Source organism: Geoglobus sp. (assembly GCF_054018175.1).
Map to the genome: position 1 here is coordinate 1 of NZ_JBPLZQ010000069.1, position 23252 is coordinate 23252.

Consider the following 23252-nt stretch of genomic DNA (forward strand, 5'->3'; position numbering starts at 1 on the left):
ATGTCGGTGTCGAACCTATTCTGTTGCCTATCAGAGCAGCGTCTATGACTGACGTGCTCACGAGGCCGATTCCAACTTCTCCGTCGTTCAGCCTGATCCTGTCCCTGTCCTTCTCGTAAATCTTCACGAGCGGGCTCATTGCCAGCCCTGAATCCACGCACCTCTTTATCAGCTTGAGGCTCTTCGTGAAGTCGCTCTCATGCACTATGCCGACGTTCAGGCTGACAAGCCCCCTCCCCCTTTCGAGGTCGAGGTTCGCGTTGTACGCGTACTCTTCCCTGAGTTCGATGAAGGATCCGATCCTCTCCCTGATCATTCCTTTTTTCAGCTCTTCAAGCCCTTTTTCCGATATTGTCCGTCCAGCCATGCCCCTCTTGCACGTCATGCCCAGCTCGTCGAGCATCCTGAGGTAGTACTGCACGGTTTCCTTTTTGACGTTGAATCCCCTCTCCTGGAGCTTTTCTGATATGCTCTTTGCTCCGAGTGGCATTTCTGAGTTTGCGAGAATCTTCAGTATGTTGTATAGCACTGGATTGTCAATAACTGATCTCATTGGATGTTAACACAGAACGGCAAGTATAAAAATGCTTATGTTTTTATGCATTTATATATTCTCTGCCTGGCAGGGAAAAACGCGTCGGAGTGAAATTCCAAAAGATTAATATTGTCTTTTGCCGAAACCCCTTCGGGTGGTTTTAATGAAGGTAAACGGCGTTGAGGTTGAGGAGACTTTTGCGGAGGCCTTCGACATAAAGATTGCGAGGGTTTTGATAACTGCCTATGACTTCGACTGGGCCTATGTGGCTGCAAACGAGGCAACCGGCTTCGGGACGTCTGTCATCATGTGTCCTGCTGAGGCGGGAATCGAGAAGAAAGCCCTGCCTTCAGAGACCCCTGACGGGAGGCCGGGGTACTACATCCAGATCTGTCACATGAGCAAGAAGGGGCTGGAGCAGCAGCTGCTCGCGAGGCTCGGCCAGTGCGTTCTGACAGCGCCGACAACTGCAGTATTCAACGGTTTGCCTGATGCTGAGGAGAAGTTCGACACGGGCAACAAGCTCAGGTTCTTTGCAGACGGATTCGAGAGGCAGGTCGATGTTGGTGGCAGGAAGATGTGGGCCATCCCCATGATGGAGGGCGACTTCCTGATAGAGAACGACATAGGCTACGTGAACGGCATCGCGGGAGGAAACTTCTTCATAATGGGCGAAACCCAGCCCTCAGCCCTCGCAGCTGCCAAGGCAGCGGTTCAGGCTATCGCGGATGTTGAGGGCGTCATCACTCCGTTCCCGGGAGGAATAGTGGCATCAGGCTCCAAGGTCGGGGCGAACAAGTACAAGTTTTTGAACGCAACGACAAATGAAAAGTTCGCGCCGAGCATAAGGGATCAGGTCCCGGACACGCAGGTTCCAGAAGGCGTGAAGGCAATATACGAGATCGTCATCAACGGAATCAGCATTGATGCCGTTAAGGAGGCCACGAGGGCTGGAATTGAGGCGGCAACGAAGATTCCGGGGGTCGTGAAAATAACGGCAGGGAACTACGGTGGGAAGCTTGGAAAGCACCTTATCCATCTGAACGAGCTCTTCTAACCCTTTTATTTTCCCGGGCACTGCTTTTTACCTTTTACAACAAACCCTGTTTCTGCTGGTGAGGGCGTGGTAGAAGGAATTTCGCCAAGGATATGCGGTTTAAAGTGGCAGGAGTTCTGGCAATTTCCGAGAATTGCGGTGTTGAATTGGTGACCTCCCGGGATGCGGGAGGTAGAGGCAAATTTCAGTCGCGGGCTACCTCATCATCGCGGGGCTCAGAATTGGATTCACTCATCACTCCGCAAGGACTTGCCCAACCCGCTATAAAGCTCTTTCGCCCCCAAGACTCGGTGTGTCGCTGAAGTTGCAGAAGTCCTGCCCGTCATCGCCGTCACCTTTTTAACCAGCTTTTCCTCACTTTAAGGGAATGACCGTCGAAGCCCTTAGGGAGATGGCTCTGGAGATCGCCAGAACTGGCAGAGCGGACAAGGGAGAGGTGGCCAGAATCAAAAAGAGGATAGCCAAGAAGTACTCTCTCTCCACGATACCGTCTGACGCTGACATTCTCAGGGCGGTTAAAGGAGATCCCCTTTACGAGACGCTCAGAGAAATTCTCAGGCTGAAACCCGTCAGAACGATAAGCGGTGTTGCTGTTGTCAGTGTTATGACCTCCCCAGCAAAGTGTCCGCACGGCAAGTGCGTTCCATGCCCCGGGGGTGTGGAGTTCGACACACCGCAGAGCTACATAGGCTTCGAGCCCGCAGCTCAGAGGGGAAGACAGCACGGTTACGATGCATTCAGGCAGGTGACTGCGAGGCTAAGAGAGCTCAAGGAGATAGGGCATGATGTGGACAAGGTGGAGATCATCGTGATGGGTGGCACGTTTCCGGCGAGGAATGATGATTACAAGAGGAGCTTCATTCTCGGGATCTACTCCGCCCTGAACAGCTTCGAGAATGAGGAGAAGCGTTACAGCGATCTTGATGCTGCCAAGAGGGACAATGAAAGGGCGAGAGCGAGATGCGTTGGAATGACGTTCGAGACGAGGCCGGACTATGCGAGAGAGGAGCACATAGTTGAGATGCTCAGGTTCGGAGGTACGAAGGTTGAGCTTGGGGTTCAGAGCGTTTACGACGACGTTCTTGAGAGAATTCAGAGGGGGCATGGGGTGGGGGACGTCATAAGTGCCACCAAGAGGCTGAGGGACTCGGCTTTCAAGGTTGGCTACCACATCATGCCGGGTTTGCCCGGATCTGACTTCAAAAGGGACCTTAAGATGTTCAGGACACTCTTCGAAAACCCTGACTTCAGACCGGACTACCTGAAGATCTACCCCACTCTCGTGGTCAAGGGCACGAAGCTCTACGAGATGTACGAGAGGGGAGAATACAGGCCCTACACCACGGAGGAGGTTGTTGAACTCATTGCGAGGGCGAAGAGGTACATTCCCGAGTACGTCAGAATTCAGCGCATACAGCGCGACATTCCGGTTGACAAAGCTGTAGGGCTCGACAAGGGCAATGTAAGGCAGCTCGTCCACGAGAGGCTGAAGGAGCTGGGATACTCGTGCAGGTGCATAAGGTGCAGGGAAGCGGGCCATAAGCTTGGTAGCTACAGGGAGGAGGACTTTGAAGAGGTCGTGAGAGAGTATGAGGCAAGTGGCGGCAGGGAGTTCTTCATATCGTTCGAAGACAGCACGGGAGAGGTGCTGGTTGGCTTCATAAGGCTGAGGTTCCCAAGAAATCCGTTCGTTCCTGAGCTTGAGGGTGCCGCGCTTGTAAGGGAGCTCCACGTTTACGGGAAGGCAGTAGGGATTGGTCAGAGGGACGAAAAAGCCTTCCAGCACCGTGGCTTTGGAGAGAGACTGCTGAGCCTCGCCGAGGAAATTGCAAAAGAGCGGTACGATCGAATAGCAGTGATAAGCGGAGTCGGCGTGAGGGACTACTACAGGAAACACGGCTACAGGAAGGAGTTTGAGTACATGGTCAAGAGGCTTTGAGGTGGTGGTGTTGGTCGGCATTGAGGAGATATCTGCCCGTGCGAGAGAGGCGAGGGAGATAATTTCTGAGCACGTATACACGACTCCTGTGGACTACAGCGATGCTCTCAGCGAGATCGCTGGAGGAGAGGTTTACCTGAAGCTTGAAAACCTTCAGAAAACCGGGAGCTTCAAGATAAGGGGTGCTCTTTACAAAGTCCACAAGATCGGAAGGGTTGGTGGTGTGATTGCAGCGTCAGCCGGAAATCACGCTCTTGGCGTTGCGTACGCCTCGTCGGTGTACGGTGTACCCTGCACCGTTGTGATGCCGGAGTTTGCCACGATAATGAAGGTTGAATCGGCAAGAAGGCTCGGTGCAGAAGTCGTGCTGCACGGAAGGGTGTACGACGATGCCGAGAGGAGGGCAGTGGAGCTCTCTAAGGAAAGGGGCTTGGTGTTCGTTCACCCCTTTGACGACCCCGACATTGTTGCAGGACAGGGCACCGTGGCAATCGAGATGATGGGGCAGATAGACGACCTTGACGCGGTCATCGTGCCGCTGGGAGGAGGGGGTCTCATCTCCGGAATTTCCGCGGTCGTGAAGAGTGAAAATCCTGAGGTGGAGGTAATAGGCGTCGAGCCTGAGAATGCTCCAAAGTTCGCCGCATCTCTGAAGGCAGGGAGGATCCTGGATGTGGAGGTTAAACCCACGATCGCCGACGGGCTTGCCACCAAGAAACCGGGGAAGATCACGTTCCAGCTCGTGAGGGAGCTCGTGGACAGGGTCGTGACTGTGAGCGAGGACGACATCGCGAGGGCAATTTACTTTCTGCTCGAGTACGAGAAGGTTCTCGCCGAGGGTGCGGGAGCTGCAGGCGTGGCGGCGATTCTCGGAGGGAAGGTGGACGTTTCTGGCAGGAAAGTGGCCGTCGTTGTGTCGGGGGGAAACATCGACCTGACCACGATATACCGGCTGATAATCAGGGGACTTGTGAACTCCGGAAGGCTTGCGGTAATAAGGGGTTACGTCCCCGACTCACCCGGAAAGCTGAGCGAGGTTACCGGGATCGTGGCAAGGCACCGGGGAAACATCGTGGACGTGATTCACCACAGAGAAGATCTGAGTGCACCAGCGTGGCATACGGCTCTTCAGATCGCTCTCGAGGTGGAATCACCTGCCGTGGTGGAGAGGATACTGAACGAGCTGAGGTCGAGGGGCTACCAGTTTGAGAGAATTTGATTTTACAGTATATGCAAAAAACTGCTGGGTTAGTTTTTTAAACTTAATCGAGCAATAAGCATCATGCAAAAGGAAGCGGTGCTTGCGGTTTTGGCTGCAGTCGTGTTCATCTTTGCCATATACAGTGCGATGTCTCTGCCGAGTTCACCGTCTCCGATTCTGAAGGACAACTACCGCATAATCTTCTTTCACCTTCCGGCAGCAATAACGTCGTTTGTGGCCTTTACCGTAACCCTCGTGGCCTCTATACTGTACCTCGTTAAGAGTGACTTCAGGTTTGACTTGGTGGCGAAGAACTCCGCAAAGGCAGGCTTTTTCCTGATAACTGCTGCCCTTGTGAGCGGGAGCATATGGGCCAACGTCGCGTGGGGAACGTTCTGGAACTGGGACCCGAGGGAAACCACGGTTTTGATCCTGTGGTTCGTCTACGCGGCGTACTTCGCACTAAGGGAGAGCATAGACTCCCCCCCAGACAGGGCGAGAATATCGGCAATCTACTCGATTTTCGCCTACGTCACAGTACCGCTCAGCTACCTGTCGTCTCAGATTTTCTTCTCTCTCCATCCGAAGGTCGAGGCGCTTGATGTAAAGATAGGGATGCCCCTCGGAATGGTAATTACGGCCTTCATCCTGCTGTTCGCTGCGTACACTCTCGTTAATTACAGGCTGGATAAGCTCGAGGAGGTGATCGCTGGTGAGTGACTTTACCGCAGTTTTTCTCGCATCGACTGTTGTGATGCTGGTAGTTCTTGCAATGTTCCTGCTGACTCTCAAGAAGGTCAGGGACCTCGAAAAACTCCTCAAATAATTTTTAAACTCTGCAGTTTACTTCATCCATGCGCTTTGAAATAGTGGCGAAAGACGCCATGGGGAGAATCGGGAAGCTTCGCACTCCCCACGGTACTGTGGAGACTCCCGCTCTTCTGCCCGTGATAAATCCAAACATTGACTTCATTCCTGCTGCTGACCTCAAAAGGTACGGTGCGGAGATGATGATCACGAACTCCTACATAATTTACCGGAGCGGAAAGCTGAGGGAGGTGGCACTGAAGAGGGGCCTCCACTCTCTTCTCGGCGTGGACATGCCGGTGATGACCGACAGCGGCAGCTTCCAGCTGATGGTCTACGGGGACGTTGAGGTGACCAACGAGGAGATCGTCAGGTTCCAGAACGAGATCGGGAGCGATGTTGTGACTCCGCTCGACATTCCCACACCCCCAGACGCGGATTACGAGACGGCCAGGAGGGATCTCGAGGTGACGCTCGAGAGGGAGAGGGAGGCCGAGAGGATTCACGAGAGTTACGGTCACGATAACCTTCTCTCAGTGCCAATTCAGGGCTCGACCCACTACGACCTAAGGAAAATTTCTGCGGAGTCTGCCAACGGAATTAACGGAGACGTCTTTGCGATAGGGGCTGTGGTCCCCCTCCTCGACTCATACCGCTTTGAGGAGGTTGCGAGAATCGTGCTGACCGCGAAGTCCGTTCTGAGGCCTACAAAACCGGTCCATCTCTTCGGTGCGGGCCATCCGATGATCTTTGCCCTCTACGCGGCGATGGGGGTGGATCTGTTTGACTCTGCTGCCTACGCACTCTTCGCGAAGGACGACAGGTACCTCACACCTCACGGCACGCTGAAGCTCGAGGAGCTTCAGTACTTCCCCTGTTCATGCCCTATCTGCCTGTCACACACTCCGGAAGAGCTCAGGAGGATGGACAAGGGCGAGAGGTCGAGGCTGATTGCCGAGCACAACCTGTACGTGAGCTTCGAGGAGATAAGGAGGGTCAAGCAGGCGATCAGAAACAACGAACTGTTCGAGCTCGTGGAGAACAGGATAAGGGCGCACCCCTATCTGATACGGGCGTGGAGGGCCGTCAGAGATTTCATCGACGTAATGGAGAAACACGATCCGTCGGTGAAACGCGTTTTCTTTTACCTCGGAGTGGAGAGCCTTTTCAGACCGGCTGTGAGGAGGCATCAGGAGAAGGTCCTCAACGTCGAGGTGGAGAAGGACGAGATAGTGATCTCCTCCGACCCTGGCGTCGTGGCCGACTTTTACCTCAGGCCCGCATTTGGCGTTGTGCCCGCTGAGCTCATGGAGAGCTATCCCGCGGGACATGCGGAGATGTACGAGGACGTGGAGGATGAGGCGTACGAAATGGCTGCTGAAGGCCTGAAAAGGTTCATTGAGAGGCACAGGGGAAGGAGGATACGGCTGATCGTGGACGACAGGTGGAGGAGGTTCATCGGGGATGTTCAGGGTTGAGAAGCAGGACGGCTACGCGAGGCTGGGAAGGTTCGGGGACATCGTGACTCCGCACCTGATAGACCTCAGAAGCGCTGGCGAGCTCTCGAAATTCGTGGAGCGAAGACCTCCCGAGGTAGCGAGAGACCTGCTTCCCAGGGCTTACATGGAACTGGTCAGGGAAGGAGAGATAGGGAAGCTCGTTCTTTCCGGGATGTTTCCGGCTGATGTTGTGGAGCGGATCGTTGAGTTCAGAAGGTCCAGCCGTTCTCCTCTTTACTTATCTGCAATTGCGACACCGCAGAACGCGTCGCTTCTCGCGTACATGGGTGCGGACTTCCTCGACAACGCTCTGGCTCTGAGAATGGCGAGGGATGGAGTGTACCTCCTGGACTCGGGAGAGTACAGGCTCGACTCTCTCTCCGAGCTTCCGTGCAGCTGTAAAGCGTGTCAAAACCGGGACTCATACGACTCTGAATTTCACTTCCTTGCTGACCACAACACGGAGGCCATGCGGAGGGAGCTCTCCATTGTGCGCACCGCCCTTAAAGCAGAGAGGCTCAGGGAGCTCGTGGAGGTGAAGGCCAAGTTCAGCCCGGACACGACAGCAATGCTCAGGATATTCGATTCCCTCACGAAAGATGCACCTTTTTCCAGGTTCAGAAGGTCCGCGCTTTACCCCACCTCGGAGGACTCGTATTTCAGGCCGGACGTTGAGTACTACTTCAGCAGGATGCGGGAGGTTTACGACCCGAGATCGCCCACAGTGCTGCTCGTGCCGTGCTCCGCGAGGAAGCCTTACATGATGTCCAAATCTCACCGGGAGCTCAGAAGCTACCTCGGAAAATCTCTGAAGGGTATTAACGAGATAATAATTTCTTCACCGTTCGTCGCTCCGAGAGAGCTTGAGCTCGTCTACCCCATAGTCTCCTACGACACCCCTACAACGGGAGTGTGGAGCGAGTGGGAGGTTGACTACGTGGCCGGCAGACTCGCAAGCCTCATTGAGAGGTTTGAAAACGTGGTCGCGTACCTTCACGGAGGGTACAGGGAGGTTGCCGAGAAAGCCGGTAAAATTGCCGGAAAGGATGTAGTGTTCGCGGAGTCGAGGGAGGAGCTGAGAAAGATTCTTGAGAGGTCTGAGAGACAGTTCTTTGACCTGTATCGCGAGATGTTCAGGCACATGCTCTCGTACCAGTTCGACGTGGAGTTCGAGATAGACAGGTTGAGGGGGAGGTACCCCGGACTCGAGTTCTTTGCGGGCGGAGAAAGGGTCGCGAGGGTGGACATGAGGTACGGCAATCTCGACATTTACGGAGGTCTTGCAGAGTTGCTCGTTTCTGCCGGAAAGTACAGCGTCAGAATAGACGAGTTCGACGTTAAGGGGACGATATTCTCTAAGGGGGTTCTTGAGGCGGATGAGAGGATAAGGCCGAACGATGTCGTGGTTTACCACAACTCAGGCATCATCGGAGTGGGACAGGCGGTGATTCCCGGAAGCGACATGGGGAAGCTGGATGGTAAGGCGGTTGTTTCGAGAAGGAAGTACCGGAGGGGTGATTGAGGTGTATTACGAGATAAGGGAGCTTGATTCGTACTCTTTTCAGGTCAGCCTTGAGGATGGAAGGCTCGAGAAGCCCAGGTTCTCCAATTTCGCAGGCAAGTCGTTCAGGGTGCTGAAAAACGGCTTCTGGGGGTATTTCGTCGGTGACGTGGATGACAGAACCGGGCTGGAGAGGGCGGAGAGGCTGGCGGTTGAAGAGGGGCGCTCAGAGGTGGATGAAAAACCGTTCAGGGGAAATTACGTTTTCAGGCCGGAAAAACCCCTTGAGGATGTGGACTTTGAAGAGAAGGTGGAGCTGCTCAGGGACATCGACGAGAGAATCGCTCAGGAAGGAGTGGTGAGCAGGAGGGTTGTGTACATCGAGTCCGTCAGGAGGGTCAGGATAATAAACTCAGAGGGAGGGGAGGTGTACTGTGAAATCCCGAGGTGCGGGGTGGTGATTCAGGCGTTTGCGAAGGGAAAGACGCTACAGTTCTACTCCGACAGGGTGATGAGGGTCGGCGGATTCGAGGTGGCGGAGAGCGCTGTTGAGGGTGCCGAAGAGGTGGCGAAAATAGCCATCAGGCTATCCAACGCATCCTCACCCCCTTCGGGGAAGATGAATGTCATAATGAATCCCTCTCTTACGGGAGTCTTCATACACGAGGCTTTCGGACACGCTGTCGAGGGCGACCACGTCCTCCAGAACGCCACAATTCTGAAGGGCAGAATAGGGGAGCAGGTTGCCGACGAGAGCGTGAACGTTTATGACGATCCAATGATCGAGGAGTTCGGCTTCTTTCCCTTTGATGACGAGGGGTACAGGGCTGAGAAGAAGACGATCATCGAGAACGGAGTGCTGAAGGAATTTCTGAATTCGAGGGAAACCGCGGGGAGGCTCGGTGGCAGGGCAGGAAACGCACGATCTGACGGACTCGAGATCCCGATAGTCAGGATGGGCAACACCTACATAGCTCCGGGAGAGTACGGGCTTGATGAACTGCTCGAGATCGCGGGAAGTGGCGTGATGCTCCACGGCTCGAGAGGGGGAGAGACGAATCCCGCAACCGGGTACTTCCACTTCAACGCCCAGTACGGGTTCGTGATCGAGAACGGGGAACTCGGGGAGATGGTCAGGGATGTGTCACTGAGCGGACACACGCTCGAAATCCTCAGGAACATAAAGCTCGGCAGGGACCTCAGCTTTGAGCCCGGATTCTGTGGAAAAGCCGGACAGCTCGTCCCCGTATCGGACGGCGGCCCACCGGCTCTTGTGAAGGCGTTCGTGGGGGGAGAGTGATGAGGATAAACGCAGATGAGTGGGAGATCTACAGGGAGAGGGTCATCAGCAGGTACGTGCTGATCGAGGACAGCAGAGTAAAGCTTGTGGCCGAAAAGCATGAGGGTGGGGAGGCGCTGAGGGTGATAGTGGACGGCAGGGTTGCGATGGTCTCGGGCACGCGCATCACCGAAGCCCTCGCAGAGAAAGCCGTTAAGCTTGCAAGGCTGTCCCAGGACAGCCTCACCGAATTCCCCGAAAAGGGCAGGACGAACAGGGTCGAGATTTTCGACAGGTCCGTGGAAGGTATTTTGGAAGATGAGCTGAGGGACTACGGGGAGGCCATAGCCGCAGTTGGAGGCGTAGCTTCTGCGCACTTTTCTGTGGAGATCGTGGAGAGGGAAGTTGTTAACTCAAACGGTGTTGAGTACTCGGAGCGGGAAAGCCTTGCAGGAGTTGTGGTTGAGGCCGTGCACGGCACTGGAAGTGCCTACGAGTACCACGAGTCGAGAAAGATCGACTTCAGACCAGAACAGTTTGCCGAGAATGCTCTGGAGCTTGCGAGAGCCGACAGTAAGGCTGAGAAGATCGACGCGGGGAGGTACACGGTAACGCTCTCCCCCATAGCGGTGGACCAGCTTCTGACGTACGCGCTCTATCCCGCGTTTTACTACGAGAACATAAGGCGCGGCAGGAGCAGGGTGGCCGAGATAATGGGCAGAGAGGCCTTTAACGGCCTGTCAATCTCGGACGATCCAACGATGCCCTGGGGGATAAACTCGTGTTCATTCGACGACGAGGGTGTGGTCACGAGGAGGAAGCGCCTCGTCAGGGACGGTGTGGTCGAGGGCTACCTCTCCGACTTCAAGCACATGCCGGAAAATCCGACTGGAAACGGGTTCAGAGACGACTACACATCGTATCCGGCAACAAGCCCGACCAACGTCGTTCTCGAACACCCTGAAAGGGGCGAGCGGGAGGGCATTTACGTGCACGCGTTCATAGGCGCGCACACCTCCAACTTCGTCAGCGGAGACTTCAGTCTCGAGCTCATGAACGCGATCGTCGATGGAAGGGGTGTAAAGGGAGCGATGATCTACGACAATGTTTATGACCTCCTGAAGAGGATAAGCCACTTCGGCGAAAATGTTAGGCAGGTGGGCCACACGGTCACACCCGAAATCGTGTTTGAGGGTGTTGAGATTAAGGTGTGACCTCCGGAAGTTTCATTTTTTGACCAACCCTAATATACTCCTTCTCACAATTGTTATCCGTGGTCCCGGGTCTGGAGAGGTACGGGCTTGTGAATTCAAATGAACTTCCTGCAAAGTTTCAGATAGCGAGGAGGATGGAGGCTGAGAGGACAGACAGCCTGGAGGACGCACACCGGGAGCACAAAAAGGAGTTTCTCAAAATCTGGAGGAAAGAGGGAGCAGAGATACTCAGCAAAAAGCCAGCAGAGTACTCGTTTCTGCACCTCAAGGTGGATTACCTAAGGGAGCTCCTGAAGGAGTGTGTTTTCTGCGAGAGGAAGTGCAGGGTCAACAGGTACGAGAAGACGGGCTTCTGCGGGTGTGGTGTGGAGAGCTACTACAGCAGCGAGTTTCTTCACTTCGGCGAGGAACCGGAACTCGTGCCCTCCCACACCATTTTCCTCAACCGCTGCACCTTTGCCTGCGTCTTCTGCCAGAACTTCGACATTGTTTACGGGGACGATCGCTTAGCCAGCCCAAGGGAGCTGGGTATGCTGATAGACATACGCAGGAGGCAGGGCAGCAGGAACGTGAACTTCGTTGGGGGAAACCCGGATCAGCATGCCCACACGATCCTTGAAACCCTGCTCCACGTCGAGTCAAACATTCCGGTGGTGTGGAATTCCAACATGTACCACTCAGAAACCCTCGCCGGGGTCATAGAGGATGTTGTGGATGTCTGGCTGGGTGATTTCAAATATGGCAGCGATTCATGTGCTGAAAGGTACTCGAAGGTCAGGAACTACTTTGAAACCGTCACGAGAAACCTTCTCAGGGCAAAGGAACATGAAGAGCTCCTGATAAGACACTTAGTGATGCCCTCTCACGTCGAGTGCTGCACCGAAAGGGTGGTGAGGTGGGTCTCTGAAAATCTCGGGAGGGATGTGAGGTTCAACCTGATGTTCCAGTACTGGCCAGCGTTTAAAGCTAAGGATTATCCGGAGATATCGAGAAGGCTGAGCAGGGAGGAGATGAGGAAGGCTCTGGAAATCGCGTCACTCCACCTCGATAACCTGGTGTGAGTCCCTCACGCCGGCCCAGAACAGGAGTCCCGCGGCCACCGTGAGGAGGGCGGAGACCGAGAACGCCAGGTAAATTCCCTCATGTCCCCCTCCTCCGAGATCATACAGCGCTCCGGCTATTAGTGGGCCAACTGCCCTTCCAAGGCTTTTCGAGGCTGAGAAGTATCCCATCAGCCCGCCGAGGTTGCCGGACCCCTTTCCCTCCACCGCTATCAGCCCGCTAACTGCCGGCAGAGCCAGGGCAGATGTGGTGCCGAGGATTGCTGATAGGGTTAGGAGTGCGGGGAAGCTGGATGTGGAAGGGATCGTGTACAGTATCAGGGCCGATGTAACGGATGACATGATCACCGGAAGGGTAAAACCCTTCCTGTCGGAAAAAGTTCCCGCGTACGGCTGGAGGATGCCTGAAGCGAGCAGATTGGCGAAAACCAGCACGCCTATCTGTGTGTAGCTAAGACCTATGAGGTAGCCGTAAACGGGCAGGAAGGTCATTATGCTCCCCCTCCCTGTCGAGTTGAGAACCCTGTATATGATTGCGAAAATCACGTTCCTGGTCAGGCCGTCTCCATTTCCCCTCCTCCTTCCTCCTTCGGACTCGATTTCTGGAAGAGTTGCGACAACGAGGGCAAGGCTGATCAGACTCATGAGGCTCATGGAGGCGAAGGCCAGACTGAAGCTGAAGAGGTCTGAGATAGCACCCCCAATCAGCGGGCCGAAGGCCATTCCGATGAATATCGACCTGTTCGCAATGCCCATGTACCTTCCTTCCTGGCCTTCAGGAGATGCGGCAGCCACCATCGCGAGAATTACGGGCAGAACCATGGCCGAGGACATTCCGTGGAAGATTCTGACTGCCACAAGCTGCTCCGGAGTTTTTGCAAGGGTGTACAGCATTGCCAGCACCGTGTAGAGCGTGAGTCCTGTGATGACCATCGGCCTTTTGCCGCGCCTGTCTGAGAGTTTTCCGAAAAGCGGGAGAAAAACGAGCCTCGAGATTGAGAAAGCGGAAAATATCAGCCCGATAGTTATCCCCGCGGCACCCATGTTCTCCGCTATGACTGGAAGGATAGGAGAGATAATTCCCACGCCTATTGTTATCGTGAAAAGCACGAGAGAGGCCGTGAAGAGCAGTCGATCGCCTTTCTCGCTCTCAGTCGTCACCAGATTACCGGCTATCAACAAAGTATATATAAGGTTTCCATCAAAATAACTTGCCAAAAAGTGGCAGTGGACAAGAGGTGAGAACAATGAAAGCACCGAGTGATACCACAAAGTATCTCATACACGCCGAGATAGTGGCAGAAGGTGTTGTTGAACGGCCAGACGTCGTTGGAGCAATATTCGGCCAGACTGAAGGGCTCCTTGGAGATGACCTCGACCTCAGAGAGCTCCAGAAGACAGGGAGGATAGGCAGGATAGAGGTCAAGATAGAGAGCAAGGGAGGCAAGAGCTTTGGCGAAATCAGGGTTCCGAGCAGCCTCGACAAGATCGAGACGGCAATACTCGCTGCAGCTCTGGAGACCATTGAGAGAGTTGGGCCGTGCGCGGCGAAAATCAAGGTAATAAAGATCGAGGATGTCAGGGCGAGCAAGAGGAAGAAGATCGTTGAGAGGGCAAAGGACATTCTCAGGGAGCTGTTTGAGGAGCCCGAGATCGAGAGCGAGAAGATAGCGGACCTCGTCAGGCAGGCTATAAGGACGGAGGAGATTATAGAGTACGGAGAGGACAGGCTGCCGGCCGGTCCAGCGATAGACGAGAGCGATGCGATAATCGTGGTCGAGGGCAGAGCGGATGTTCTGAACCTGCTCAAGCATGGTATAAAGAACGTGATAGCCGTCGAGGGGACCAACATCCCCAAGACCATCGTTGAACTGAGCAAGAGAAAGACAGTCACGGCATTCCTTGACGGGGACAGAGGTGGAGACCTGATTCTCAAGGAGCTGCTTCAGGTCGCGGACATAGATTACGTCGCGAGAGCTCCAGAGGGCAAGGGGGTCGAGGACCTGACGCAGAAGGAGATTGTCAAGTCCCTCAGAAACAAGATACCCGTCGAGCAGGTTCACGTGCTGAAGCACAAGGAGGACAAGAAGGAAGCGAAAGAGGCCAGGTCGGAGAAGGACAGGGCCACGGAGAAGTCCGAGGAGAAGAAGACGGAAGAGAAGCAGGAGTCTGAGGAGAGGGTTGACAGGAAGAACATCACCGCGATTCTCAGGAAGCACAAGGAGGAGGTTGAGGGCAACCTGAAGGCGAGGCTGCTGGACGGCAACTTCGAGGTCGTCAAGGAGGTGCCTGTGAGGGATCTGGTGAAGCTGCTGAAGTCCAACAACGTGAAGGCTCAGGGGATAGTGTTTGACGGAGTCATAACTCAGAGAGTGGTCGATCTGGCCGCGAAGAGGAACATAAGTCTGCTCGTTGGGGTTAGGATGGGAAGCGTTGTTAAGGTCCCGTCAAATGTCAGTATCATGACCTTCGACCAGATCTGATTTTTTATTTTTTATTTCCGCTTCACGCCGCTGACTGCGTAAATCGGCCTGTTCCAGGACATTCTGAGAAGTAAGGGCAGGTTTTTCAGCCACGCTTTCTTAACCCTGTCGAGCCACTCGACAGTAACGCTTTCGAACCCGCACACTCTGAGAATTCTCACCAGCTCTTCGGGCTTCACACCGTTGACAAAGGGTATTGCAGAGTCCACGTTTCTTCCGTACCCGAACTTCAGGGGATTCATCCTCTCGTGGACCGCCAGTCCCAGCTTTCCCAGAATGCTCCTGACTCTCGACGTGAGCGTGCCGTCACACCACACACCGTCCACTATGACGATCCTCCCTCCTTCTTTCAGCACCCTCGCCCACTCTCTCACCGCCCTTTCGGGATTTGGGAGCGTCCAGAGGACGTACCTGCACACCACCGCGTCAAACGTGCAGTCCTCGAATTCGAGGTTTTCCGCGTCCCCCACCCTGAAGTCTACGCTCTGGCCCTCCTTCTGGGTCATCCTCCTCGCGACCTCAATCATCTTCTCCGAGATGTCGATTGCAGTGACCTCGTGCCCCATTTCGACGAGAATCCTCGCAACGAATCCGGTTCCGGTTCCAACATCCAGTATCCTTCCTTTTCTGAGGTTCAGGTGCTTCTGGAACGAGCGTTTCCACGCGTTTTTCTCCTCGTAGCTCCTGCATCCTCTGATCCTCTCATAGTCTCTCGAGATCGCGTCCCAGTAAACCCTCAGGCACTCCTTCACTCCCGCATACTCCCTCATCTCTCCACCGGTGACATTTTTCTGAACTTGCGTGTATACTTGATAATAAAATATTTTTGTTTTGTAACACAAAGTGTGAGGAATCTGCGTAGAGATCACTGACCGGATCTAAGGACAACGATTAAATATTGTCATTCCAAAACCTGATATGAGGGTGCACTCGCTTGTGTGGAGGTGAAGTTTGTGGAAACTCTGAAAAATCTCGTAAAGGCTTTTATGGGAGAGAGCATGGCGAGAAATCGCTACACGTTTTACGCGAAGGTTGCAAAGGATGAGGGATACGTTTTCCTCCGGAAAGTGTTTCTCGAGACCGCTGAGAATGAGAAGGAGCACGCGGAAAACCTTCTCAAGTTCATTCAGGAACTGAGGGGGGATGGTGAGAGCGTGGTTGTTGAGGAGGCTGAGGCCCCGCTTGTCTGGGCTTCGACCGTTGAGAACCTGAAAGCCGCGATAGCCGGTGAGAACCACGAGCACACGAGGATGTATCCTGAGTTTGCCGAGGTTGCTGAAAGGGAGGGCTTTCCGCACATTGCCGAGAGGCTGAGAGCGATAGCCAAGGCCGAGGAGCATCATGAGAAGAGGTACAGGGTGCTGCTTGAGGCGATAGAACGCGGAACGTTCTTCAAAAGGGACCAGGAGGTTGAGTGGATCTGCTTAGAGTGTGGCTACGTGCACGTTGGCACGGAACCACCGGAAGAGTGCCCGAGCTGCGGGCACGCGAGATCTTACTACGTTGCGAAGGACTTTCTATCTCTTTAAATTTTTTCGGTGAACACCTATGGAGGTACCGCTGCTGGCGAGACTCGTGACTCTGAGGAATGTTCATCCCATCCTCACCCACATGAACAACGGCCTCACACCCGCCGCGTTCTCGTTCTATGTCCTGAGCATGCTGCAGGACACTGCATGTCTGAGGGATGCGAGCTACTACATGATGCTCGTCGTGGGGCTGATAACTCCCCTCACCATGCTCTCCGGCGTTGTGGACTGGAGGTACAGGTACGACTTCAAAAGATTCCAGCTCATGGACAGAAAGATCACCACGGCAGTCGCTGGCTACGTCTTCGTCATCCTGTATCTCGCGACAAAAAGCGTCCTGCCCTTCGCACTCGCTCTGCTGTTCTTCGCAGTAACGGGAGAATATGGGGGAAGGCTTGTCCACGGAGCTTTGAATTCTGCCCTCGTCAGGAAGTACAGGGCAAAATAAAATATTTCTCAGATGGCCCTGACCCTCTTCTTGAGGGCCGGAGGCTTGGGCTTCATCACAACCCTGCTGCCGCACTTGGCGCACTGTATCAGGTTCCTGTCGAGATCCACATCAACTTCCGCACCGCAAAAAACGCAGATGAAAACGCTCATAATCCCCTACCCTTGCTGACCGCCTGCTCTACTATCTTGGCAGCTGGCGATACAGGTATGTAGGCGCCACCGGCAAACTTGTATCCGCAGCTCCTGCACTCCCATATCGCCGTGCCAACTCTCTTCACAGCCCTCTTTCCGCACTTCTTGCAGACGTACTTCTTCCTCTGCTGCGTCTCTATTTCGATTATGCTCCTCCTTATCCTGATTCCGTATCTCGGACCGAACCTCCCGGCCATCTTAACCTTCTTCGTTCTCGGCATTTTTCACACCTCTCTCAGCAGTTTCCTATTCTCCCTCGCCTTCCTTATGCTCGTTTCCAATATTTCAAAGAGCCTCTCCTCATCGAGCAGATAGCTGCCACTCTTCTGCATGGCAACTATGTTGTCCTCGCTGTCGGTGGTTACTGTTATAAAGTTTTTCGACGCGCTCTCCTCATCCTTGATCGGGTCGACAACAGCGTATTCTCCGATGATCTGTGTCGTGACGGCTACTGGAAGGTCTCTGACCGGCAGGGGGAAGTCGTCACCGACTTCGTACCTTTCTGCCGGGACGGTGGTGTTGAGCAGCGCTGCAATTGCGGCAAGTGCCGAGGCGTCCATCAGGTTCCCGTCGTCATCGAGGGCGTGTATGTCTATGAACACGAGCCAGACCTTCTCTCCCTCTTCAATGCAGAGCTTGCTGAGGTCGACTGCCTCGCTCTCCCTTATGCCTCTGTCCACGACCCTCGCGAGCTCGACGGAGTGCTCGTCTGGAGGACCGGGCTCGAACGTGGGAGAGGCGAGGGGCACGAGTTCGGCGTTTGTTATTATTATTCCCTTGTCCGGCGTGTCCGGAAACGGCTCCCCGGGCTGCATCTTTATTCCGACAACAACCTGCGTGTTGCCTATCTTTACCAGAGCAGACCCCTCTGCCTTCTCAATCAGCCCGACCTCTATTTCTATGTTCCTGTACTCGTCGAACTTCCTTCCATCAATCCTTTCTCCATCCCTGAGCTTGCTGAGAACGTAATCTCTGCGAATATCGAGAAGAATGTCCTCATTCAATTTCATCTACCTCCTCTTCCTCGACAACATACTTGGCCTTTATGGCCTCCTTTTGCATCCTGTATATCTCCATGGCACCCTTCTTCGCCATCTCGAGGGCCTCCTTGAACTCATCCTTCGAGACCCTCCCATCCATCTGCAGAAGGGCAATGGACTCTATCCTGTCGTTCCTTATGAAAAACGCGAACGGAATGTCCGCCTGTCCGTAGTTGTCCTCCTCCTTCATGGGGTCGAGAACGAGAACGCCGTCAACCTTTGCAACCGCGACGCTCGATATCATCCCCCTCATTGGCACGCCTGCATCTACCAGCGCAACGCTCGCGGCGTTCAGGCATGCAGTCCTGCTACCCGCATCAGCCTGAAGAACCTCCACAAAAACGTCTATTCCACTCCTCGGGAACAGCTCCTTCATCACAACTGCCTCAATAGCCTCTCTGCTGACCTTGGAAATCTCAACGCTCCTCCTGTCTGGTCCAGGCCTCTTCCTCTCCTCAACGCTGAACGGAGCCATGTTGTACCTGTACCTCACCACGGCCTGCACCGGATCCTGGAGGTGTCTCGGGTGCACCTCCCTTGGCCCGTAAACTGCCGCAACTACCTTGTTTCTTCCCATTTCGAGGTAGCACGAACCATCAGCTCTCTTAAGAACGCCAACCTTTATCTTGATTGGCCTAAGCTCGTCGAACTCTCTTCCGTCGAGCCTCTTCCCGTCCACTATGAGCTGAATCTCACCATCAATTCGATTAACATCTTCACTTACCATTCAGTTCACCCTTCCTCCTTTTAACGAACTCGGTTATTCTGTCTGTCAGCCCCTCGGTGTGGGCCTCGGACTCGATAATGTAGATTGCCTCTTCAACGATATTTGCCTTTCTCCTGTCACCACTCACCCAGATGAGCCCGTTCTTTCCGACGATTATCTGCACTCCGAGTTCGGTTTTGAAGAGCTTTATCATGCTGCCCTTCTTCCCGATCACCCTCGGTACCCTCGCCGGGTTTATCGCGACTATCCTGCCGAACCTGACAGCCCTGCACATCTTGTCCTTCATCGTCAGCGTGACCTTCATCTTGGGGTCTATGTTCACGACCTTCGCAATTATCACGTCGTCAATGTCCAGCACGTCGTTTGGCTTTTTGTTCGGCCTCATCTCCGGATTCTCGGCCACGGGCAGAAAGCCCTGGTACGGGGAATTAATGTCGACGATCCACCCGTTGGCCGTGACCTCTCTGACGATTCCGATGACGACGTCACCGATGGACGGAATGTACCTCCCCTTGAGGGGAATAACTCTGACGCTCGTGTCCGTTCTGTCAAGGAGACCGAGGAATTTTGCGTACACCTTCCCGTTTTCCACATAAGTTCCGCTGCCTGCCACTTTCGGGTTGGTGGCAAGCAGCTCACCGGGCAGTACGATTGCTCTTGCCATGGTTCACCTCCTTTTGAGAATCTTCGTCATCGCCTCACCCTTCGCAACCTTTCCGAGCAGGTCCATCAGGTCTCCCTGCATTCCCGCAGGAATCCTCATGACACATATCCAGCTCCCGTCTCTCTGCCACTCCTCGTTTATTACCGTTCCAAAGTTGTAAAGTGCACCTATGGCCTTTCCGGTGTGTTCAGGGGGGATCTTGATTGCGATTTCGACTTCCTCAAACTTGAGGGGAAGAATCGGCTTGAGGGCTTTCACTATCTCTCTCGCCTGCGCCTCCACAGGCCTGAAAATGTCCACGCTCACCCTCGCCTCCTCCATGGCCGCCTCGATTCTCGCGTATGTGTGGGGGGCATTGGTTCTCGGATCAATCGCGTTCCTCCTTATGTACTCTATTATCTGCCTCTTCTTCTGCTCGAGCATCTCCTTCCTCTGCTCGGCGGTTATCTGCACCTCTCCCTCGAGAATTATCCTTTTTATGACCTCCCTTATGTCCCTCGTCTGGAAGATCTTCTCGATGTCGTCTATGGATGCTCTGTCACCTTTTTTAGCGTCGTGAAACACCTCCTCCACTGCAACGAGGTCGTCGAAGTTCACTTCCTTGCCCTCCTTGAGGTCCCTCGCGAGGTAAGGATCGACGAGCACCTCGAAGGTCTCTCCTCCCTTCCTGAGCCTTGCAATCACTGCCTTCTCCAGTGATACCATCGGAGCCCCCTCCTCACTTGGAGAGCTCCTCTCTGAGCTTCTCGTTTGCCTGCTCTATGTACTGTGCCAGATCTTCTCCTTCAAGGAGCCTGAACTTCCTGTCTTCCACACTCACGATGCCTACTTCTATCCCGTCAGCCGCTATCTCGCCATTTATCGCCTTACCCATCGCGACCAGGCCCATGATTATCGCGTCCTCGAGGCTCAGATCCTCCCTGTACTCTTTCTCGAAGTACTCCATCACCTCCTGTCTTCCCGATCCTATGGCGGTGGCCTTGTACTCGAGAAGCGCACCACTTGGGTCTGTTTCGAAGAGCTTCGGAACCTTGTCAACACCTGCTATGAGGAGCGAGACCCCAAACGGTCTAACCCCACCGTACTGGGTGTACTGCTGCTTGAAATCGCAGATCTTTCTGGCGAGTTCCTTAACTCCGATCGGCTCATCGTACGTGAGCCTGTTTATCTGGGCCTCCAGTCTCGCTCTGCTCACGAGAACCCTCGCGTCCGCGACAAGGCCTGACGTCGCTGCACATATGTGCTCGTCAATCTTGTAGATCTTCTCAATGGTATCTGCTTCGAGGAGCCTGCTTCCGACTCTCCTGTCCGCGAGAACCACGACGCCCTCCTTTGTCTTTATTCCGATCGCCGTGGCACCTCTCTTGACAGCCTCTCTTGCGTATTCAACCTGATACAGCCTACCGTCAGGGCTGAAGATCGTTATGGCCCTGTCGTATCCCATCTGCGGAATTTGCATTCGTCAACACCTCCAGATACTTTTTCTTACAGCTTTTTATCGTGCCGGCAACTCCCAGAATCATCGGGAGTATTTTTTTATCTCCTGCTCTGTTAATCATGGTTAATGCTATTTTTAATTTATTCACCTCCCTATGCGAGCACATCACAATTCCGGTGTTGTTGCCGAACTCGATGAGCCTGAAGTTCACACCGTCGAACTCCCCAAAGAGGGACATCACCGAGTCCCAGAGGGCCGAGATCATCTCGTCTCTGTCGATGCTCTCTTCCGAAATAATTCTGAAAGCAATATATCTTTTTCTCTTCCTGAGGGATGGTGGAAGCGCCCTCACAGGATCTCCACTCCATCCATGATGTACCTATCGTCGAACAGCCTCCTGTGTAGTCTTTCCGCCCAGAACATCGCCTTTTCCACGTTTGCCCCAAAGTAGGAGAACACCTCGTAAATCTGCTTTGCACTCCTCATCTCGTAGAACTCCACTGCGCCGCTGGTCAGGATGAATGGAGTATCGAACTTGTTCACCACACGGAATGCAGTCCTCAGCTCCTCGGCATGCTTCACCCTTCTTGCCCTGCTCACCCTCATAAGGGACGAAAGGGAGAATTCGATCAGGACATCCTTCTCCCTTGCCAGCTTGAATGTGGGGTAGTCGAGCTTTCTGTCTGGAAAGTCAAGAAGAACGTCCACCTTCTTCCTCATGACCGCGTACCTGTTAACCTCCGGCCTCTCGCTTGCAACACCGATGAACCCTCTGGAGTTCCTAAGCCTTTCCCTCAGCTCTGCGGTGCTGCTTGCGGTAATCATGCACCCCTGAACATTGCTCTCAGTATCGTCGCCGAAGACAACGTATCTACTAAAGCCAAAATCGATGCTGCCCGTGTAGTCAAACCTTATGAAATCAATCATACCCTTCCGCAATAATTTTTCGGGCAAACTCTAAAATCTTTTCCCTTTTCGAGGGAAACGTCACGAGCTTTGCCCTGATCGCTATGGAGTCTCCTCCGAAGGAAAGCTCAACCTTCCCGAGGTACGCGGACTGCTTGTCAACCCTTATGTGCAGAACTCCATCCTCGTCGACGAGATCCTCGACAAACTCGAGGAGCACATTCCTCTGATCTCCGAGCTCTTCCACCAGGTGGTTCCAGAACTCCCGTATCTCTCTCTTCCTTTTAAGCTCGACTTCGAGAAACTTCATCGGGTTGCCGTAGTGACCGGTGACGTTGCTCGCGAGGATCTCGAACTCGAAGGGGAAAAGGGTTGACAGGGCATGAGCTACCTTTTCTGGATCTTCAGTTGAGTAAACTATAGCAGAAACGGTTACGTTCTCAATTTTCATAAAAATGTGGTGGGATTACTCCTTCCTCCTGAAGTTGGCCCTGTAGCTCGGTCTGACCTTCTCTGCTCCTCTTCCCTTCCTCCTGAGCCCCCTCGCCTTTCTGCCTGCGGATGTAAGCCCCCTGAACACTCTTCCCCTCTGCTTGGCTATTCCGGAAAGCTGAGGATCGCTCAGGATTGCGGGGTGCGATCTGTCCACCAGTATGACCTCGAACCACTTGTACCTTCCGTCCTCACCAACCCAGTATGAGTTGAGAACCTCCATGTTCGGGTACTTTCTCGCTGCCCTCTCCTCTGCGATCCACTGCAGGTTCTTCTTCGGAGTGAGCCTGCTGACCATGAGGTTCTTGGTTTTCCTACCCTTGTTGGGCCTGCTGGCTCTCCTTCCACCCCTCCTTATTCTCACCCTTACGACAATGACTCCCTTCTTCGCCTTGTATCCGAGCGCCCTTGCCCTGTCAAGCCTCGTTGGCCTTTCAATTCTGACGACTGCCGGTTCTCTCCTCCACTTCTGCAGCCTCTCCCACATCAGCTGTCCGACGTAACCCTCCCACGGGTTCTTCCATGCCTCTCTAATATACGCGTAAGCGGATTTCATTTTTTAACCCTCCATTAGCGTGATTGCTCCGGGTATTCTGATTCGCTTAATAAATATATCGTCCCCCTCTCCTCTCAGGCAAGGCTTTCACCGAAAGATTAAAATAGTTACGGGCAAGAGGCGGGGAGAAAGGTAGGTGAAGTAGATGAATGATGTGATCAAGCAGAAGGCGGTAGATCTTGCAAAATCTATTGCTGAAAGTGAGGAGTATAGGGAATTCGTGAGCACTGAAGAGGTGCTCAAGCAGGATGAGCTCGCTCAGAGCCTTCTGATTGAGTTTCAGGAGAAGCAGCAGGAGTTCGTGTCCAAGCAGCTGATGGGAGAGATGGACGAGGCTCTCCTCGACAGCCTCACGAACCTGCAGAACAGGCTGAACGAGCTCGAGAGCGTGAGGAACTTTATGGAAGCTTACACGAAGCTTGTCAACCTTCTCGGGGAGGTTGGAGACCTCATAAGCCAGGAGCTCGACTTCGACTTCGGAGAGGTTTACAGGAGCTGAAATTCCTTTTAAATTTTCAGGCAATGTATTTAAACTGTTTTCAGCACTCTTTCAACGATGTCTGAAATTACAGTGAAGGAGATCGCTGAGATTCTCGTTGCAATTCGGGTCAGGCTGATCAGAATACTGCTCATCGTGGCGGCTGTCTGGGCTATTTCCTTTCTCTACGTTGCGGACTTCATC

Annotated in this window: 27 protein-coding genes; 13 read left to right on the top strand and 14 right to left on the bottom strand. The window is 53.9% G+C overall.

Features of this window, described 5'->3' with window-relative positions; genetic code table 11:
* Positions 1-553: NrpR regulatory domain-containing protein (locus ACXJJC_RS05620; protein ID WP_456370019.1), on the bottom strand; the 553-nt coding region annotated here is incomplete at its 3' end.
* 145 nt (positions 554-698) lie between these two features.
* Here ACXJJC_RS05620 and fhcD point away from each other — a divergent pair.
* From fhcD to ACXJJC_RS05665, 9 genes are all read left to right on the top strand, one after another.
* The gene (fhcD, locus tag ACXJJC_RS05625) at positions 699-1592 is read left to right on the top strand and encodes a formylmethanofuran--tetrahydromethanopterin N-formyltransferase (RefSeq protein WP_456370021.1); all 894 of its coding nucleotides are present in this window, start codon (positions 699-701) and stop codon (positions 1590-1592) included.
* Between the two features lie 367 nt (positions 1593-1959).
* Complete coding sequence (locus ACXJJC_RS05630; protein ID WP_456370023.1) at positions 1960-3531, top strand: tRNA uridine(34) 5-carboxymethylaminomethyl modification radical SAM/GNAT enzyme Elp3; 1572 nt, start codon at positions 1960-1962, stop codon at positions 3529-3531.
* A gap of 7 nt (positions 3532-3538) precedes the next feature.
* Positions 3539-4750 carry a threonine ammonia-lyase gene (gene ilvA / locus ACXJJC_RS05635; RefSeq protein WP_456370024.1) on the top strand — a complete coding sequence of 404 codons (1212 nt, stop codon included), beginning with the start codon at positions 3539-3541 and terminating at the stop codon, positions 4748-4750.
* Between the two features lie 54 nt (positions 4751-4804).
* Positions 4805-5452 (top strand): cytochrome c biogenesis protein, encoded by a 648-nt coding sequence (locus ACXJJC_RS05640; RefSeq protein ID WP_503421140.1) that lies wholly within the window; start codon positions 4805-4807, stop codon positions 5450-5452.
* Positions 5453-5586: 134 nt separating this feature from the next.
* Entirely contained in the window at positions 5587-7017 is a 1431-nt protein-coding gene (tgtA, locus tag ACXJJC_RS05645; RefSeq protein ID WP_456370025.1) for a tRNA guanosine(15) transglycosylase TgtA, read from the top strand.
* Positions 7004-8560 (top strand): DUF5591 domain-containing protein, encoded by a 1557-nt coding sequence (locus tag ACXJJC_RS05650; protein WP_456370027.1) that lies wholly within the window; start codon positions 7004-7006, stop codon positions 8558-8560. The genes tgtA and ACXJJC_RS05650 overlap by 14 nt, the downstream gene beginning before the upstream one ends.
* A 1-nt stretch (position 8561) precedes the next feature.
* A complete protein-coding gene (locus ACXJJC_RS05655; protein ID WP_456370029.1) occupies positions 8562-9839 on the top strand; it encodes a TldD/PmbA family protein in 1278 nt (425 codons plus the stop codon).
* Positions 9839-11032: a TldD/PmbA family protein gene (locus ACXJJC_RS05660; protein ID WP_456370031.1), complete on the top strand. Its 1194-nt coding sequence runs from the start codon at positions 9839-9841 to the stop codon at positions 11030-11032. The genes ACXJJC_RS05655 and ACXJJC_RS05660 overlap by 1 nt, the downstream gene beginning before the upstream one ends.
* Before the next feature lie 59 nt (positions 11033-11091).
* On the top strand, positions 11092-12093 hold the full coding sequence (locus ACXJJC_RS05665) for a radical SAM protein (RefSeq protein ID WP_456370032.1): 1002 nt from the start codon (positions 11092-11094) through the stop codon (positions 12091-12093).
* Here ACXJJC_RS05665 and ACXJJC_RS05670 read toward each other — a convergent pair.
* Positions 12067-13254, bottom strand: a complete 1188-nt coding sequence (locus ACXJJC_RS05670) for an MFS transporter (protein WP_456370034.1) — start codon at positions 13252-13254, stop codon at positions 12067-12069. The genes ACXJJC_RS05665 and ACXJJC_RS05670 overlap by 27 nt on opposite strands.
* Positions 13255-13340: 86 nt before the next feature.
* On the opposite strand from ACXJJC_RS05670, the gene dnaG reads away from it, so the two are divergent.
* Entirely contained in the window at positions 13341-14576 is a 1236-nt protein-coding gene (dnaG, locus tag ACXJJC_RS05675; RefSeq protein ID WP_456370035.1) for a DNA primase DnaG, read from the top strand.
* 11 nt (positions 14577-14587) lie between these two features.
* Here dnaG and ACXJJC_RS05680 read toward each other — a convergent pair whose 3' ends face one another.
* A complete protein-coding gene (locus tag ACXJJC_RS05680; RefSeq protein ID WP_456370036.1) occupies positions 14588-15346 on the bottom strand; it encodes a class I SAM-dependent methyltransferase in 759 nt (252 codons plus the stop codon).
* Positions 15347-15529: 183 nt separating this feature from the next.
* On the opposite strand from ACXJJC_RS05680, the gene rbr reads away from it, so the two are divergent.
* Together rbr and ACXJJC_RS05690 are read left to right on the top strand one after the other, a co-directional pair.
* The gene (rbr, locus tag ACXJJC_RS05685; RefSeq protein ID WP_456370061.1) at positions 15530-16105 is read left to right on the top strand and encodes a rubrerythrin; all 576 of its coding nucleotides are present in this window, start codon (positions 15530-15532) and stop codon (positions 16103-16105) included.
* Positions 16106-16124: 19 nt separating this feature from the next.
* Entirely contained in the window at positions 16125-16553 is a 429-nt protein-coding gene (locus tag ACXJJC_RS05690; protein ID WP_456370037.1) for a DUF2231 domain-containing protein, read from the top strand.
* Positions 16554-16561: 8 nt separating this feature from the next.
* On the opposite strand, the gene ACXJJC_RS05695 is transcribed toward ACXJJC_RS05690, so the two are convergent.
* The 11 genes from ACXJJC_RS05695 to ACXJJC_RS05745 are packed head-to-tail and all read right to left on the bottom strand — an operon-like array spanning position 16562 to position 22570.
* Positions 16562-16705: a TFIIB-type zinc ribbon-containing protein gene (locus ACXJJC_RS05695; protein ID WP_456370039.1), complete on the bottom strand. Its 144-nt coding sequence runs from the start codon at positions 16703-16705 to the stop codon at positions 16562-16564.
* Positions 16702-16968 carry a 50S ribosomal protein L37Ae gene (gene rpl37A / locus ACXJJC_RS05700; protein WP_456370040.1) on the bottom strand — a complete coding sequence of 89 codons (267 nt, stop codon included), beginning with the start codon at positions 16966-16968 and terminating at the stop codon, positions 16702-16704. The genes ACXJJC_RS05695 and rpl37A overlap by 4 nt, the downstream gene beginning before the upstream one ends.
* Positions 16969-16971: 3 nt before the next feature.
* A complete protein-coding gene (rrp42, locus tag ACXJJC_RS05705; RefSeq protein ID WP_456370062.1) occupies positions 16972-17751 on the bottom strand; it encodes an exosome complex protein Rrp42 in 780 nt (259 codons plus the stop codon).
* Complete coding sequence (gene rrp41, locus ACXJJC_RS05710) at positions 17744-18514, bottom strand: exosome complex exonuclease Rrp41 (protein WP_456370042.1); 771 nt, start codon at positions 18512-18514, stop codon at positions 17744-17746. Before rrp41 ends, rrp42 begins: the two co-directional genes overlap by 8 nt.
* Entirely contained in the window at positions 18504-19178 is a 675-nt protein-coding gene (rrp4, locus tag ACXJJC_RS05715) for an exosome complex RNA-binding protein Rrp4 (RefSeq protein WP_456370044.1), read from the bottom strand. Before rrp4 ends, rrp41 begins: the two co-directional genes overlap by 11 nt.
* A 3-nt stretch (positions 19179-19181) precedes the next feature.
* The gene (locus ACXJJC_RS05720) at positions 19182-19883 is read right to left on the bottom strand and encodes a ribosome assembly factor SBDS (protein ID WP_456370046.1); all 702 of its coding nucleotides are present in this window, start codon (positions 19881-19883) and stop codon (positions 19182-19184) included.
* Positions 19884-19896: 13 nt separating this feature from the next.
* A complete protein-coding gene (psmA, locus tag ACXJJC_RS05725) occupies positions 19897-20637 on the bottom strand; it encodes an archaeal proteasome endopeptidase complex subunit alpha (protein ID WP_456370048.1) in 741 nt (246 codons plus the stop codon).
* Positions 20585-20968 carry an Rpp14/Pop5 family protein gene (locus ACXJJC_RS05730; RefSeq protein WP_456370050.1) on the bottom strand — a complete coding sequence of 128 codons (384 nt, stop codon included), beginning with the start codon at positions 20966-20968 and terminating at the stop codon, positions 20585-20587. The genes psmA and ACXJJC_RS05730 overlap by 53 nt, the downstream gene beginning before the upstream one ends.
* Positions 20965-21543: an RNase P subunit p30 family protein gene (locus ACXJJC_RS05735; RefSeq protein ID WP_456370052.1), complete on the bottom strand. Its 579-nt coding sequence runs from the start codon at positions 21541-21543 to the stop codon at positions 20965-20967. Before ACXJJC_RS05735 ends, ACXJJC_RS05730 begins: the two co-directional genes overlap by 4 nt.
* A complete protein-coding gene (locus ACXJJC_RS05740; protein WP_456370054.1) occupies positions 21536-21973 on the bottom strand; it encodes an RNA-binding domain-containing protein in 438 nt (145 codons plus the stop codon). Before ACXJJC_RS05740 ends, ACXJJC_RS05735 begins: the two co-directional genes overlap by 8 nt.
* Before the next feature lie 15 nt (positions 21974-21988).
* Positions 21989-22570 carry a 50S ribosomal protein L15e gene (locus tag ACXJJC_RS05745; RefSeq protein ID WP_456370055.1) on the bottom strand — a complete coding sequence of 194 codons (582 nt, stop codon included), beginning with the start codon at positions 22568-22570 and terminating at the stop codon, positions 21989-21991.
* A 145-nt stretch (positions 22571-22715) separates the two neighbouring features.
* Here ACXJJC_RS05745 and ACXJJC_RS05750 point away from each other — a divergent pair, with 145 nt between their 5' ends.
* Entirely contained in the window at positions 22716-23069 is a 354-nt protein-coding gene (locus ACXJJC_RS05750; protein WP_456370057.1) for a YlbF/YmcA family competence regulator, read from the top strand.
* Positions 23070-23252 lie beyond the last annotated feature (183 nt).